This window comes from Paenarthrobacter sp. CM16 (genome assembly GCF_013179505.1).
Classification (GTDB): domain Bacteria; phylum Actinomycetota; class Actinomycetes; order Actinomycetales; family Micrococcaceae; genus Arthrobacter.
Map to the genome: position 1 here is coordinate 1 of NZ_JABMCX010000128.1, position 13,538 is coordinate 13,538.

Annotated in this window: 12 protein-coding genes; 6 read left to right on the top strand and 6 right to left on the bottom strand. The window is 62.5% G+C overall.

Annotated elements, in window-relative coordinates; translation table 11 throughout:
- The 5 genes from HP499_RS12680 to HP499_RS12700 form a co-directional block, all read right to left on the bottom strand.
- Nucleotides 1–356 (bottom strand): dihydrofolate reductase family protein (locus HP499_RS12680; protein ID WP_172324411.1); only part of this gene is annotated, 356 nt, incomplete at its 3' end.
- 22 nt (nt 357–378) lie between these two features.
- Nucleotides 379–1,218 carry an alpha/beta fold hydrolase gene (locus HP499_RS12685; protein WP_172324412.1) on the bottom strand — a complete coding sequence of 280 codons (840 nt, stop codon included), beginning with the start codon at nt 1,216–1,218 and terminating at the stop codon, nt 379–381.
- 98 nt (nt 1,219–1,316) lie between these two features.
- Entirely contained in the window at nt 1,317–2,387 is a 1,071-nt protein-coding gene (locus tag HP499_RS12690) for a YhcG family protein (RefSeq protein WP_172324413.1), read from the bottom strand.
- A 46-nt stretch (nt 2,388–2,433) separates the two neighbouring features.
- Nucleotides 2,434–3,561 carry a substrate-binding domain-containing protein gene (locus tag HP499_RS12695; RefSeq protein WP_253951557.1) on the bottom strand — a complete coding sequence of 376 codons (1,128 nt, stop codon included), beginning with the start codon at nt 3,559–3,561 and terminating at the stop codon, nt 2,434–2,436.
- A 79-nt stretch (nt 3,562–3,640) separates the two neighbouring features.
- Nucleotides 3,641–5,662, bottom strand: a complete 2,022-nt coding sequence (locus tag HP499_RS12700) for a PQQ-binding-like beta-propeller repeat protein (protein WP_172324414.1) — start codon at nt 5,660–5,662, stop codon at nt 3,641–3,643.
- 278 nt (nt 5,663–5,940) lie between these two features.
- Between HP499_RS12700 and HP499_RS12705 the strand changes: the two genes are divergently transcribed.
- From HP499_RS12705 to HP499_RS12725, 5 genes are all read left to right on the top strand, one after another.
- Nucleotides 5,941–7,254 (top strand): sugar ABC transporter substrate-binding protein, encoded by a 1,314-nt coding sequence (locus tag HP499_RS12705; RefSeq protein WP_172324415.1) that lies wholly within the window; start codon nt 5,941–5,943, stop codon nt 7,252–7,254.
- 28 nt (nt 7,255–7,282) lie between these two features.
- Nucleotides 7,283–8,215 (top strand): carbohydrate ABC transporter permease, encoded by a 933-nt coding sequence (locus tag HP499_RS12710; protein WP_172324416.1) that lies wholly within the window; start codon nt 7,283–7,285, stop codon nt 8,213–8,215.
- A complete protein-coding gene (locus tag HP499_RS12715) occupies nt 8,212–9,147 on the top strand; it encodes a carbohydrate ABC transporter permease (protein ID WP_172324417.1) in 936 nt (311 codons plus the stop codon). The genes HP499_RS12710 and HP499_RS12715 overlap by 4 nt, the downstream gene beginning before the upstream one ends.
- A complete protein-coding gene (locus tag HP499_RS12720; RefSeq protein WP_172324418.1) occupies nt 9,144–10,157 on the top strand; it encodes a hydroxyacid dehydrogenase in 1,014 nt (337 codons plus the stop codon). Before HP499_RS12715 ends, HP499_RS12720 begins: the two co-directional genes overlap by 4 nt.
- Nucleotides 10,158–10,283: 126 nt before the next feature.
- Entirely contained in the window at nt 10,284–12,728 is a 2,445-nt protein-coding gene (locus tag HP499_RS12725) for an HAD-IC family P-type ATPase (RefSeq protein WP_172324419.1), read from the top strand.
- Here HP499_RS12725 and HP499_RS12730 read toward each other — a convergent pair.
- The gene (locus HP499_RS12730; protein ID WP_253951558.1) at nt 12,710–13,120 is read right to left on the bottom strand and encodes a hypothetical protein; all 411 of its coding nucleotides are present in this window, start codon (nt 13,118–13,120) and stop codon (nt 12,710–12,712) included. The two genes, HP499_RS12725 and HP499_RS12730, sit on opposite strands and share 19 nt — an antisense overlap.
- 133 nt (nt 13,121–13,253) lie before the next feature.
- On the opposite strand from HP499_RS12730, the gene HP499_RS12735 reads away from it, so the two are divergent.
- A partial coding sequence (locus HP499_RS12735) for a PhoD-like phosphatase N-terminal domain-containing protein (RefSeq protein ID WP_172324420.1) occupies nt 13,254–13,538 on the top strand: 285 nt, incomplete at its 3' end.

Sequence of the window (13,538 nt, forward strand, 5' to 3'; positions counted from 1 at the left end):
AATCGGTCCTTCAATGCGGCTACTTCCGTGACATTCGCTAGCGCCGTGGTGCCCTCCCAGCCTGGGTCGGCCAGGGTCCGCGACACAACGAACTTTGGCAGGGCGTTGAACGTCTCGCCGATATGGTCGCTTTGGTTGGGCCAATACCCGGCAAAGATGTCGTACGTCTTGCGGCCCAGCAGGAGCGCATCCATCCGATCGATGCCTGCGACGATCGCGTCACCGCTTTCCTGATCTGAATATGCCGCCTGCCAACCGCCGAACTCGAAGCCGCCCGAACGGTCCTCGTCCGGGCCGCCGGGCGCTTGATACACGCCGTCGAGGGTGATGAAAAGGTCAACGGAGAGAATTCCCATGGTGTGCTCCTCTTACTTGTGGTTAGGGTCGCTGATCTTGCCAGCCCTGAGCTGTCGGGGCGTCCAGGAATGTGGTCACAACGTCCAGCACAAGATTGGTCCTCGCCAGGCCGAAGAAGTGTGTGGTGCCAGGGAATACAGCGAGCTGCGAGGCGGGTACGCCCTCAAAATCGCCGTTGACGTCACCGCCGCGCAGCTGGAGGAACCGCACCGCGTGCTCCAGTTTGACCATGTCGGAATCCCCCACCGTGATCAAGGTAGGGGCCTGGATTCCGCGGATCTCGTCATCCGACCACCCCTTTGACCCGGTGTCGTAGCCGCCGAGCTTGGTCAGGAGTCCTTGCAGGTGCTCGTAATCCGGGTGCGGCGAGACGGCCATGTACCGCTGCTCCATGGGAGTGCCCACGATCATGTCCACTGTCATTTCGGTGACAGCTTCAGCATTTCCACCGCGATCGCCGTCGGGATTGAACGACACCGACGACACGATGAGCTTCCGGATGAGCTGGGGGTGCTTGATCGCCAGATGCAGTGCAACGGCCCCGCCGACGCTGAAACCAAAGACATCAACCTCGCCGACGTCCAGGTGTTCCAGAAGGCCAACGACATCCGATGCAAAGTCAGCGGTGTTCAATGGGCGGTCGATGTCGTTGGTTCTGCCGTGGCCCTGGAAGTCCGTGGCGATCACCCGACGCTCCGCTGACAAGGCCGGGATAAGCGCACCGAACTGCTGCTCGATGTCGAATAGTCCACCGTGCAGGAGCAGCAAGGGCGTACCACCTGAGCCGTGCAATTCGTAGTACATCTGTAGTCCGTTGACGTCTGCGTAACCGGCTTCCGGGTCCGGGGTCTGATAGTTCATTCGTTGCCCTTCTACGTTGTAAGGATCGCTGGCCGTTGCGCGTCATCCTAGTCTCGCGGCGGTGATGGCGGCAGGGTCGCGCGGTGAAGGCAATGCGACTAATTTACAAGCGTCTCCTGGGAGGCGCTCGGCTGTTCCTCGTCAGGATCTGCCCATTCGAGGGCAGCGACAAGGTGGCTTTCGTTGGGCAGGGCTTGCTGTTCGGAGGCCGGGAGCTTGTCGTATGTATAGGTGGCGACTGCCATGGGTGAGGTTGACCGCCCGAGGCTGTACCTGACGCTGCGGTCGTTCTTGGTACCGCAGATCAGGATGCCAATCGTTTCATTGTGATGTTCGCGGCGAAGCATGTCATCCACAAGGGCAACGTAGAAGTTCAGTTTGCCGGCATACTCGGGCTGGAACTTTCCCGTCTTCAGCTCGATAACCACATACCGGTTCTGGTCCATATGGAAGAACAGCATGTCGATGTAGAAGTCGTCGCCGTCGACATCGAAGTGGACCTGACGGCCAACGAACGAGAATCCCGGCCCAAGTTCCCTCAGAGTTTCGGCGATCCGGCTGGTAAGGGCCAGCTCCAGGTCTCGTTCGGCGACTTCCCCCGACAAGCCAAGAAATTCGAAATTGTAAGGGTCCTTGGCGACCTGCTGGGTCAGCTCGGAATCTTGTCCAACAAGCCGTTGGACAAAGTTCGATGGTGCCGCACCTGTCCTTTCCAGCGTCCGGTTCATGATCATGTTCAGGAGGACGTTGCGAGACCAGCCGTGTTCAGCTGCGGCAGCCGCGTACCAATCCCGATCCAACTGGTTGTCCAGTTTGTCTAAGAGCACTGTGATGTGACCCCACGGCAATTGTCCAACAGCTTGTTGGACAATTGGATCCGTCCAGGCCGTTGCGAATCCCCGCATATAAAAGAGGTTCGATCGTGAAAGGCCTTTCATCTCCGGAAACTCTGCCCGGAGGTCGTCAGCCAAGCGCCCCATGACGCCGCTCCCCCATTGCTCCACCTGCTGGCGCTCCAACACAGTCTTCCCGATCGACCAATACAACTCGATCAGCTGTGTGTTGACGGTTCGAAGCGCAGTCTGACGCGCATCGCGCACGCGTTTCTTGAGTGCGTCCAGGAGATCTTTGTAGTCTGCCGGTAAAGCCAGGGCACGCGAATCAGTCATGCACACAAACCTATTGACCGCCACTGACATTTCTCAGAGCAACCCCCTACTCCGCGTCCTCCCCCGTCACCGTGGACTCCCGGATGATCAGCGTCGGGGCCAGGCTCACGCGCCTCAGCGCCGGAGACGCCAAGGAGCCGGTCTTCCCGCCCAGCCTTTCCATGCACATGGCGACGGCGGCATGCCCCACATCGCGCTTGGGCGGGGCGATGGAGGTCAGGGGCACTGGGGCGAGGTCCGCAACTTCGTCGTCATAGGCCACAATCGCCAGGTCCTCCGGAACGTCCAGCCCGGACTCCTCGGCAAGGTTGATGAGGGTGATGGCTTCCTCGTCAGGTAGCACCAAGGCTGCGTGGGTGTCGGTGCGCCGGCAGTCCTTCAGGAACTTGGCAAACTCCTTCTGGTTATTGCCTGCCCCCACCACTGACCTGACATATTCCATGACGGGCGCATCTGTTTCGAGGCCGAGCTTGGACACCATGCGCTCGTGGCTTTCACGAAGCCACGGCGCCGTGGGGCTGGTGGCGATGGCCAGCCCAATCCTGCGGTGGCCCAAGGATGCCAGGTGCTCGATGGCAAGCTCAGCACCATAAGAGTGGTCCGACATCACGGATTCGAACACCCTGCTTGACCGTTCCACCAGCACCACGGGGATCCGCAGCCCGGAGAGCAGGTCAAAGGTGGACGAACCGGGCTCAAGTGACCCGGCGGTTGCCAGCAGTATCCCGTCCACGGAGTTGGCCACCATGCGTTGGAGTTGCCGGTGCTCGTCCTCGGTGGAGTAGTTGCTGACGCCCAGGATAAGCCGCGCGTTCAGCTCCCTGGCTGCTGCTTCCGCGCCCCGGATAACCTCGGGAAAGTAGTAACCCGTGGTGGGCACAATAAGACCCAGGGTGGCCAGCGGCTGGCGGGATCTTCTATGGACCGTGTCCCCGGAGCGCTCGGACGGCACTGGGACAGCCCCGCCATGCACGCGGCGCAAAAGCCCCTGGGCGGCAAGCTGTGTCAGGTCCCGCCGGATGGTCATGGTGGACAGCCCGTTCTTCTCCGCGAACCCGTTGACCGTCAGGGTTCCCCGCATTTCAAGCTCGCGCAGAATCTTCTCGTGGCGTTCGCTGCTGAGCATGCCCACCCTCTCCGGAATCGCGATGTTCAAATAAGCATAGGTGACCATATGCACGTGCGTTGCGGGGCCTGCTTTGCGCGTTAAAAACTCGCCAGAGAACGCAAAGCGGCCCCGCAACGCCGGGCACCTACCGCCGTGGGTGGTCGTTGATCCGCACTACGTTGCGGCCGCGCATGGTGTACAGGTAACCGTCTTCGTCATTGGTGATGTGCGAGCCGCTGTACCAACCGCCATTGATGTCCGCTACCACCGTGGCGAGCTCGAACGTCTTCGGGTCAAAGCGGAAGACATCCGTGTCCGAGACACCATAAACAGCGCCACGGTTGGTCACCAAGGCCGCGAATCCGGCGCAGACCGAACTGATGTCTGCTTGGTGCACCACCACACGCCGAGACAGATCAATGACAAACAAGCGCCCGGTCCGGACAATCCCGTAGAGGTAACGCCCCTGCACAGCCAAGGCAGACACACCAGCGCCCAGGCCCGGATCGAGGCGCCACAATTCCTTGCCCGTCACGGGGTCCATTGCCACAACTGCGCCGGGTCCTTCGGTACCCGGCTGTCCGCCACCAAGGTAAGCGACGCCGTCGTGCGCTGTTACTGCCCGCACCAACTGCACCTTGTCCACGGGGTTGAGGAAGAACCCGGATTTGCCCGTGGCGGGGTCGTAGGTCCAGAGCGAGCCGCCGCCCTCAGTGTCAGCCTGCGCGCACACCAGGACGAGCTTGTTGACCTCATCCCAGTGGACATCCAGGGGCCGGTTCTGTTCGGAGGAGAACTTGGCCACCTGGCTGATGGGCTTGCCGCTGCGCGGATCGTAGCTCCAGATGCCCTGGGAGCTGTACTGGCCTGTGTACAAAACCTGATCCACCACCACGGCGTCTTTCGCTTCGCCCGGAACGGTCATGTTGGTGACTTGTCCGTCCGTCAGCGACCGGCGCGAGATCACACCGTTGCCGCCGACGAAAACCAGACCGCCTCCGGCTGCCAGCCCCATGGCTTCCTGCGCGTCCGACGGCGCTCCTGCCTCGCCGAGGTCCGTGGTTTTGCAGGCCCCTGATACGGGATCGATTTCGGCCACGAAACCGAACGCGGAAGTCACCAGAAGCTTGCCGTTCAGGGCATCAACGCCCCAGATTTCGCCAAGGAACGGCCCCTGGTAAGGCACCGATGAAACCTGGTTGCCGGACAAGGAGTAGGCCAGGAGCCCGGCCTCGTTGGCGAAGTAGACCTTGTCCCCGATCGCCGCGAAGTTCTTGGCGGTTTTTCCTTCAGAGGCAACGGCAGCATACGAGGACGGATTAGCGACGCTCACCGCAGCAATCTTGGACGTGGACGTCGAAGCTGCGGAGCTCACCAGGACTTTGTCTCCGACGATCGCCAGGTCACGGATGCTCGGGTCCGCCACCATCTCCGCCGGCGTGACGTTGGTGAAGGTCTTGGCGGCATGGTTGTAGGCATAAAGGCAGGCACGGCTGGCGCTTCCTCCGCCGGCCAGAGTGCTGCCTGCGCCGAAGAAGATGGTGGAGTCCGTGGCCGCGACGGCTCGGGCCAAGGTGGCGCCGGCGTCGGGGACTCCCAAATTGGACACCAATCCGGTGGCGGGGTCGTACTCCCACAACGCGGGCGCCGTGCCGCTGCCGCCGCCCACGGCATAGAGGCGGCCGTTCGGGGCCACGCTCATGTCCCGGACGTCACGGTCACCGATGCGGCCAATGGGCTTGGCTTTCACGGCCAGGTTGGACACGTCCCAGCGGAACAGGTTCGGCTTGGGCCCGGTAGCGTTCTGCAGCACGCCGGCGTAGAGGTAGCGGCCGGAGGCGTCAGCGGCCATGGTTTGGATGGCGTAGCCGTTCTCCAGTTCGGTCACACCGGTGACCTTGCCGCTGGGAACGTGGAATGCCACCACCCGGACGGGGTCCAGGTTCCGCGAACCGATGAACAGAGTGTCGCCTACCAGCAGCCCGCTCATGAGGGAGAACTGTACGACGCCGGGGCCCAGGTCCAGGACTTCAGTCGCCTTCGGATTGGTACCCGGCACCGTGGACGCCGACGCCGGGTGGCCGGCTGCCAGCCCAAAGGCCGCCGCCAAGGACGCCGCTCCACCAACGTGCAGGACCGCGCGCCTGCTGATGTTCGATTTCTCCATTGAAACGCCTGCTTCTCAGTAGTGGGGATGGGGATGGTGTCCAAAATTCATAGCAGGGGCGGCCGCGTGAGGTCTACACTTTCTGTTCGTTCAAACAATATTGGCGCCCGACACTTCCGACGCCGCTCATGACCCGCCTTGGTAAACACTCAATCCCGATGTTTGAAAATGTTTGAAATCTTGTAGATGTTCGAAGCAGCACGGTTACATGGATCCATCGCATGTGGCCCCAACCACACCAAACTTCTTCGCATCGCAAGTCTTCAAAGGAGAACACCATGAAGCGTCGCCATCTCTTCGCCGGAGTAGCCGGCTTGGCTGCCAGCACCTTGTTGCTCGCAGCCTGCGGCACCGGCCCCACCCCTGCGGCAGTACCTACACCCACCGAAGACCCTTCGGGTTCCATCACCTTCTGGTCCTCGCTGGCCGGCATGGACAAGGTGGCTGAGGCGTTCAACGCCAGCCAGGACAAGATCAAGGTCAGCTTCGAAACCATCCCCAACGGCGCCAACGGCGGTTACGCAAAGCTCTCCACTGCCATCACCGCAGGCAACGGCCCGGATGTTGCCACCATCGAATACCCGCAGTTGCCCCAGTTCGTCAGCAACAGCCAGGTCATTCCCCTCGATGGCCTGATCAACAAGGCCGAAACGGTGGACAAGCTCACTGACGAGACCAAGGCACTGGTCCAGTTCGGAGAGAAGACGTACGCCCTTCCGTACGACGCAGCCCCCATGCTCATGTGGTACCGCAAAGACATGCTGGACAAGGCCGGCGTCGGGGTCCCTAAAACCTGGGATGAATTCGAACAGGCAGGCAAGAAACTCAAAGCCGTAGCGCCTGATTCCTACCTGGCCAGCTTCAACCCCAACGAGGTAGCGGCGAGCGCCGGTTTGGCCTGGCAGGCCGGGGCCAAGTGGTTCGGAACCGAAGGCGAGAGCTGGAAGGTGGGCGTCAACGATGAAGCAACGCAGAAGGTTGCCACTTATTGGCAGAAACTGATCGACCAGAAAATCGTCAAGGTCACCCAGGCGTACAGCGACGAGTGGAGCCTGGACCTGGCCAACAGCACCGTTGTTGGCGTAGTGGGCGCCAACTGGAGTGCCACAGGCATCCAGAAACGCACCGAAGCCAGCGCCCAGAAGGGCCAGTGGATCGCCGCCGAACTGCCCAACTGGGGCAATGAATCCGGCGCCTTCTATGGTGGCTCCAGCTTCAACGTGACCAAGAGCAGCAAGAACCCCGCCGCTGCCGCCAAGTTCGTTGAGTTCCTTACCACCAGCCAGGAAGCCATCAAGGCCCGCGGCAACACCGGCTCGGCGTTCCTTGCCTTCCCGGGACTGACACCTGTAGCCCAGCAGGCTTATGACGCCAGCTACTTCGGCAACGACATCTACGAGGTCTTCAACAAGGCCTACGGCACCATCACCCCCGGCTGGCAATGGGGTCCCAACTGGGACATCACCAACACAGCCCTTAAGGATGCCTACGGCAAGCTGACCACCGGCGGCACCATCCACGACGCCGTCGATACCGCCCAGGACGCCACCGTGGCAAGCCTGAAGCAGGCCGGCCTGTCGGTCAAAGAGTAGTTCCGCCAAAGAGCAGTAGGAGAACCCCATGGCCATCCAGGCCCTCACCACCACAGTGCGCCGCCGCGGCCGTGCACTGGCGGGAACCGGCGGACGGACTGCCGCGCTGTTCCTGGTCCCCTTCTTCGCGGTCTTCGCGATCGCCATGATCGCACCGGTGATCTACTCCCTGGTGCTGAGTTTCCACTCGCAGCAGAAGTCCGGTTTGGGCTTCGGGGAAGCCAAGACCGTGTTCGTTGGCCTTGAGAACTATGTACAGGTGTTCCAGTCCGAAACGTTCATGGAGGGAATCGGCCGCCTCGGCTTGTACTGCCTGATCTACATTCCCTGCATGGTGGGTGGCGCTGTGGTCTTTGCGCTCCTTCTGGATGCCTCAGTGGCCAAGGCACGCAAACTGTTCCAACTCCTGGTGTTCCTGCCCCACGCAGTCCCTGGCGTCATTGCTGCCCTTATCTGGGCATACCTTTATACCCCGGGCATCAGCCCACTGGTTCAAGCGCTCCAGGGCGGCGGCATCCAGATCAACTTCCTGGACGCGCACTTGGTCCTTCCGTCCATTGTGAACATCGGCGTTTGGGAGTGGACGGGTTACAACGTGATTATCTTGTTCACCGCGTTGCAGGCTGTGCCCCGGGAAATCCTGGAAGCCGCCCGGGTGGACGGCGCCGGCGAAATCCGGGCCGCCGTGAGCATCAAGTTCCCCCTGATCCTCCCGGCCCTGAGCGTCATCATGCTCTTTACCATCATCGGCACCCTGCAGCTGTTTACCGAGCCAAACATCATCTCCAAGGCCACAGCCTCGGTCACCAGCACCTGGGTTCCCAACCTGTGGGCCTACGACGCAGCGTTCATCCGCCACAACCTCAACCAGGCAGCGGCGGCTTCCATCATCATTGCCGGGCTGGCCGCAATCCTGTCCCTGGCCGTCACCCGCCTTAGCTCCAGGATGAACAAAGCATGAGCACCTCAACAGTTTCCCGGCCCCACAGCAGCGCTGCTGCCAAGCAAAACCCAAGCCGTAACGGCGGCCGTACCAACCGCGGCGCATCCAAACGTGCAGGAGGATTCGCCAGCAAGCTCACGGTCAACGGCCTGCTGATCATCGGCTCCGCGTACATGGTGGTCCCCGTCCTGTGGCTGGTGTTCGCTTCCACCAAGAACGCAGCTGACCTGTACGGCACCAGTGCCTACGCGTTGGGGAACTTCTCCCTGTTCGAGAACATCGCCAACGTGGCCAATCAGGACGGTGGCCTCTTCTTCCGCTGGCTGGGCAACTCAGTGATGTACGCCGGGGTGGGCGCCGTCCTTGGCAGCCTGATTTCGGTCATGGCAGGGTACGCGTTCGACAAATTCCAGTTCCGTTGGAAGGACTCACTGTTCGGCTTCGTTCTGGTTGGCGTCCTCATTCCGAACACCGCCACTGTGCTGCCCATGTACCTTCTGGCCTCCGTGGTGGGCATGACCAACACGGTCTGGGCCATCCTCATCCCCGTTCTGTGCAACCCGTTCGGCGTGTACTTGGCCAGGGTCTACTCCGCCAGCTATGTGCCGGCTGAAACCCTCGAAGCCGCCCGCATGGATGGCGCCGGGCCCATCCGGTCCTTCTTCTCCCTAGGCCTGCCCATGATGATGCCCGGTTACATCACCATCGCCCTGTTCCAGTTTGTGGGCGTCTGGAACAACTTCATGCTCCCCTTGGTCATGCTGCAGGACCAGCAGCTACTTCCCGTCAGCGTGGGCATCTCCATCTGGCAGGGGTATTCGGTACCGCAGCCCGAGTTCACTCCCATGGTCATCACGGGCTCGCTGCTTTCCATCCTTCCGTTGCTGGTGGCCTTCATCATGCTCCAGCGCTTCTGGAAGTCAGGCCTCACCGCAGGGAGCGTCAAGTGACCAGCACCAAACCAAACGTCGCGCTGGCCATGGGTCCCGGCGTCGTGTCCCGCGTCTTTCCCCGCCGCCGCCTCGAGGCCCTCTCCCCCGGCCTGAAGCTGCTCAGCCCCGAGCCCATGGAAGACTTCACCTCCGCGCGTTCGCTGGAAATCCTGGCTGAAACGGACATCCTGATCACCGGATGGAGCTGCCCGAGGCTCGATGCCGCTGCCCTGGCCGCAGCCCCGCGATTGACCCATGTCCTCCACGCGGGAGGCACGGTCAAACACCATGTGGGCGACGAATGCTGGGAAAGGGGCATCGAAATCAGCACAGCTGCGGACGCAAACTCCATCCCCGTTGCCGAATACACGGTGGCCATGATCCTGCTGGCCAACAAGCGGGTCCTCCAGATCGCCCGCCAACTGCATTCGGAGAAAACCGGGATCGAGCCGGACCAAGTGTTCCCGGACATGGGCAACTTCGGCAAACGGGTGGGCCTCATCGGCGCCTCGAGGATCGGCAAGCATGTCATCCGGCTCCTGAAGCCCTATGACGTCCAGGTTGTGGTGGCTGACCCCTTCCTGGACGATTCCGCGGCCGCGGCCCTCGGCGTCGAACGTGTTTCCTTGGAAGAACTCGTGGCGACGTCCGACGTCGTCAGCCTCCACGCGCCGTCGTTGCCGTCCACCCGCAACCTGATCCATCAAGGGCTGGTGGCCAGCTTCAAGCCCGGTGCCACTTTCATCAACACCGCCCGTGGTGAGCTGGTGGATCAGGACGCGCTGCTCCGGCGGATCCAGGAGGGCGACCTCTACGCCGTCCTGGACGTCACCACGCCCTGGGTACTCCCTGCCGAATCCGGTTTCTACACGCACCCCCACGTGCTCCTCACTCCTCACCTGGCCGGCTCACTGGGCATGGAGCTGGAGCGGATGGCCGTCAGCACCATCGAGGAAGCACACCGGGTCTCCCGCAGCGAACCGCTCCGCCACAGGCTGCACGCGAAGGACCTCGCCTTCACGGCCTGACAGTCACGTCCCAAGACACGGACGACGGCGACATTACCGCCCGCGGCTGGCATACTCAGTCCCATCGCTCCACCCATCCTCGGGCAGACTCAGCTCCTTGGATTGACTCAACAACTGGGGGCATGAGTGCCAGAGGACAAGCACCATTCACATGCGGCAGTCCGTTTAGCGGGTGCCTCGGCCCAAGGACTGAGCACTTCCGAGGTCGCCGAGCGGGTGGCCGCAGGACAAACCAACGCCTTCGCCCAGGACACCAGCCGCAGCGTATGGAGCATTGTCCGCGCCAACGTGCTCACCCTGTTCAACGGCATCATCCTGGCCTGCTTCGTTGTCCTGTTCGCGATTGGCCGTTGGCAGGATGCCCTCTTTGGCTTCAGTGCAGTGGCAAACGCGGTGATCGGCAGCGTCCAGGAGTACCGGGCAAAGCGGGCCTTGGATCGGTTGGCCCTCCTGAACGCACCCCACGCCCGGGTGATGCGGGATGGTGCCGAGGCGGAAATCGCCCTGGATGACGTGGTGCTGGACGACTCCCTTATCCTTAGGGCCGGTGATCAAGTGCCCGCCGACGGCGTGGTGACCGGTTCACGGGGACTCCAAGTGGATGAATCCATGCTGACCGGCGAATCGGATCCGGTGGAAAAGTCCGACGGCGAACGCGTCCTGTCCGGGTCCGTGGTGGTGGCCGGCGAGGGCTCCGCGGCGGTGGACCGGGTGGGCGCGGACTCGTTCGCCAACTCCCTCGCGGCCGAAGCCAAGCGATTCTCCCTGGTTGCCTCCGAGCTCCGCTCCTCGATCGACCGCGTCCTGAAATGGGTCACCTGGTTTGTGGGTCCGGTGGCGTTGCTGGTCCTGAACGCACAAATGATTGCCCAGGGCGGGTGGGCCGAAGCCTCGGCAAGTGGCGCGTGGCGTGACGCTGCGACGGCGACTATTGCCGCCGTCGTCGCCATGGTCCCCTTGGGGCTGGTGCTGATGACCAGCATTACCTTCGCTGTCGGGGCGGTAAAGCTGGCCCGGCAACAGGTGCTGGTCCAGGAGCTTCCGGCCGTCGAGGGCCTGGCGCGCGTGGATATCATCTGCCTCGACAAGACCGGGACACTGACCCAGGGCGACATCGTTTTTGACGCCGCCCATCCCCTGACCGCCCGTCCGGGCTGGGAGTCCGTGCTGTCCTGGTATGGGGTGCAGAAGGATGCCAACGCGACGGCCCGCAGCCTTGCCGGGCACTTCAATGAGCCAGCCGGACTCCCGCTTGACCGGGTGCCGTTCTCTTCGGCCCGTAAGTGGAGCGCGGTGATTTTCGACGACGGAATGTGGGTGCTGGGCGGGCCCGAAATGGTGTTCCCGGCCCGTGAATCCACCGATCCCGTGCTTCGGCAGCTTGCCGCCCAGGCCGTGGAACTGGCAGCCACAGGACGGCGCACCCTGGTCCTGGCACACGGCACCCCCACCAGCGATGAGACTGTTCCGGCCGATGCTGTCCCTGTGGTCCTCCTGACGTTCAAGGAGAACATCCGTCCCGATGCTGCGGAGACGCTGACTTACTTCGCGGCCCAGGATGTGGATGTCCGGATCATTTCCGGTGACAACCCGCAAACGGTGGCAGCCATCGCCCGCGAAGTCGGCCTGGATGCACCCCATGGCTTCGATGCCCGGGAGTTGCCGGATGATGAGCAAGAACTCATGGAAGTGATCAACAGCAACGTAGTTTTCGGCCGGGTATCCCCGGACCAGAAGAAGCGGATCGTGGTGGCACTGAAGGCTGCCGGCCGCACGGTGGCCATGACCGGCGACGGCGTCAACGATGCCCTGGCCATCAAGGAAGCCGATATTGGCGTGGCCATGAATTCCGGTGCTGCCGCTACGAAGGCCGTAGCCCGGTTGGTGCTCCTGGACGGCAAGTTCTCGCACCTGCCCAGCGTGGTGGCTGAAGGACGCCAGGTGATTGCCAACATCGAGCGCGTCTCCATGCTGTTCCTCACGAAGACTGCCTACGCCACCTTCCTTGCCATCGCGTTCGGCATCCTCCTGCTGCCTTTCCCGTTCCTGCCCCGGCAACTCTCAGTCACTGACGGCTTGACCATCGGCATTCCCGCGTTCTTCCTGGCCTTGCTGCCCAACGCCCAGCGCTACATTCCCGGCTTCCTGCGACGTTCACTCACGTTCGCCGTTCCGGCCGGTGTCGCCGTGACTTTGGGGCTTGCTTCCTATGCACGCCTTGCCGCGAACCTGCAGATACCTGAAGCCGAGATCAGGACAGGCTCCACCCTCATTCTGACGATCATCGGCATCTGGATCCTGGTGGTGCTTTCGCGTCCGGTCACGCGGTTCAAGGGCCTGGTGATCGGGGCGATGATGATCGGACTCATCCTGGTCTATTCCGTGCCGATTGCCCGTGACTTCCTGCAATTCACCGACCCAACCCTGCCCACGGCATTACTCGTCCTGGGAACCTCCGTGGCCTGCATTGCCCTGATCGAAATCGTCCGGTTCGTTCACCGCCGTGTTGCTTACCGGGATGCCCAGGAGGCGCTGCATCACCGGGTTTCCAATCAGCGCGTCTCGAAATAGCGTCGTCCACGGCCCGTCCACAACGGCACCAGCACGGCGACCGTGGCAACGGACTGGGAAATGACAGCCGACCAGTCATTATCTGCGGCAATGATGAGGTCCAGCACGGCAAAGGCCAAGCCCAGCAGCATCACCGCTGTTGCGCCCCGGCGTGCCGCGCTGCTTCCCCGCGCCACGCCGGAGGCCAGTCCGATCACCAGGAGGCCGAACAGGATCATGCCCGCACCGAGCAACGTGATGGGCAGGGCGATGCCCCCGGACTGGGCCTCCGGGGTGTACCGCAGGAAGATCGTCAGGATCCCCAAAATGATTTGGGCAATCCCGCCGATGTACATGAGCACCACTGAGAACGTCACCGCACCAGGCCGCTTAGGGCTTTCCCCCGTCGTCATGAACCGAGCATAGATGAGGGCCCCTCCAGGCAGGGACAGTCGCGGGCAGGGGTGACACCTTTTGTCACACAATTAACCACACATTCATGCGGCCCTTGGATCCAGTCAACCCGGACTTCCTAGGGTCGAAGCTATGGAAAAAATCTCCCGCAGGTCCCTCATCTCAGCCGGCCTCGGGGCCGGGCTCGTCGCAGCCCTCCCCAGTGCCGCCGTCGCCGGGGCCCTCCCGGCGGTTTCAACAGCGGACGACGCCGGTCTCCGCACCGATCCGTTTACGCTCGGCATCGCGTCGGGCGAACCATGGCCGGACGGCTTCGTGATCTGGACCCGCCTGGCGGTGAACCCCGTGGCCGAGGACGGCCTGGGCAGCATGCCTTCCCGCCCGGTCGCCGTCGCCTGGGAAGTTGCGGAAGACCCG

Bases quoted from the DNA above. Each gene is read 5' to 3' on its own strand.
- HP499_RS12705 (WP_172324415.1), top strand. From the start codon at position 5,941: ATGAAGCGTCGCCATCTCTTCGCCGGAGTAGCCGGCTTGGCTGCCAGC.
- HP499_RS12710 (WP_172324416.1), top strand. From the start codon at position 7,283: ATGGCCATCCAGGCCCTCACCACCACAGTGCGCCGCCGCGGCCGTGCA.
- HP499_RS12685 (WP_172324412.1), bottom strand. From the start codon at position 1,218: ATGAACTATCAGACCCCGGACCCGGAAGCCGGTTACGCAGACGTCAAC.
- HP499_RS12715 (WP_172324417.1), top strand. From the start codon at position 8,212: ATGAGCACCTCAACAGTTTCCCGGCCCCACAGCAGCGCTGCTGCCAAG.
- HP499_RS12695 (WP_253951557.1), bottom strand. From the start codon at position 3,561: ATGGTCACCTATGCTTATTTGAACATCGCGATTCCGGAGAGGGTGGGC.
- HP499_RS12690 (WP_172324413.1), bottom strand. From the start codon at position 2,387: ATGACTGATTCGCGTGCCCTGGCTTTACCGGCAGACTACAAAGATCTC.
- HP499_RS12700 (WP_172324414.1), bottom strand. From the start codon at position 5,662: ATGGAGAAATCGAACATCAGCAGGCGCGCGGTCCTGCACGTTGGTGGA.
- HP499_RS12730 (WP_253951558.1), bottom strand. From the start codon at position 13,120: ATGACGACGGGGGAAAGCCCTAAGCGGCCTGGTGCGGTGACGTTCTCA.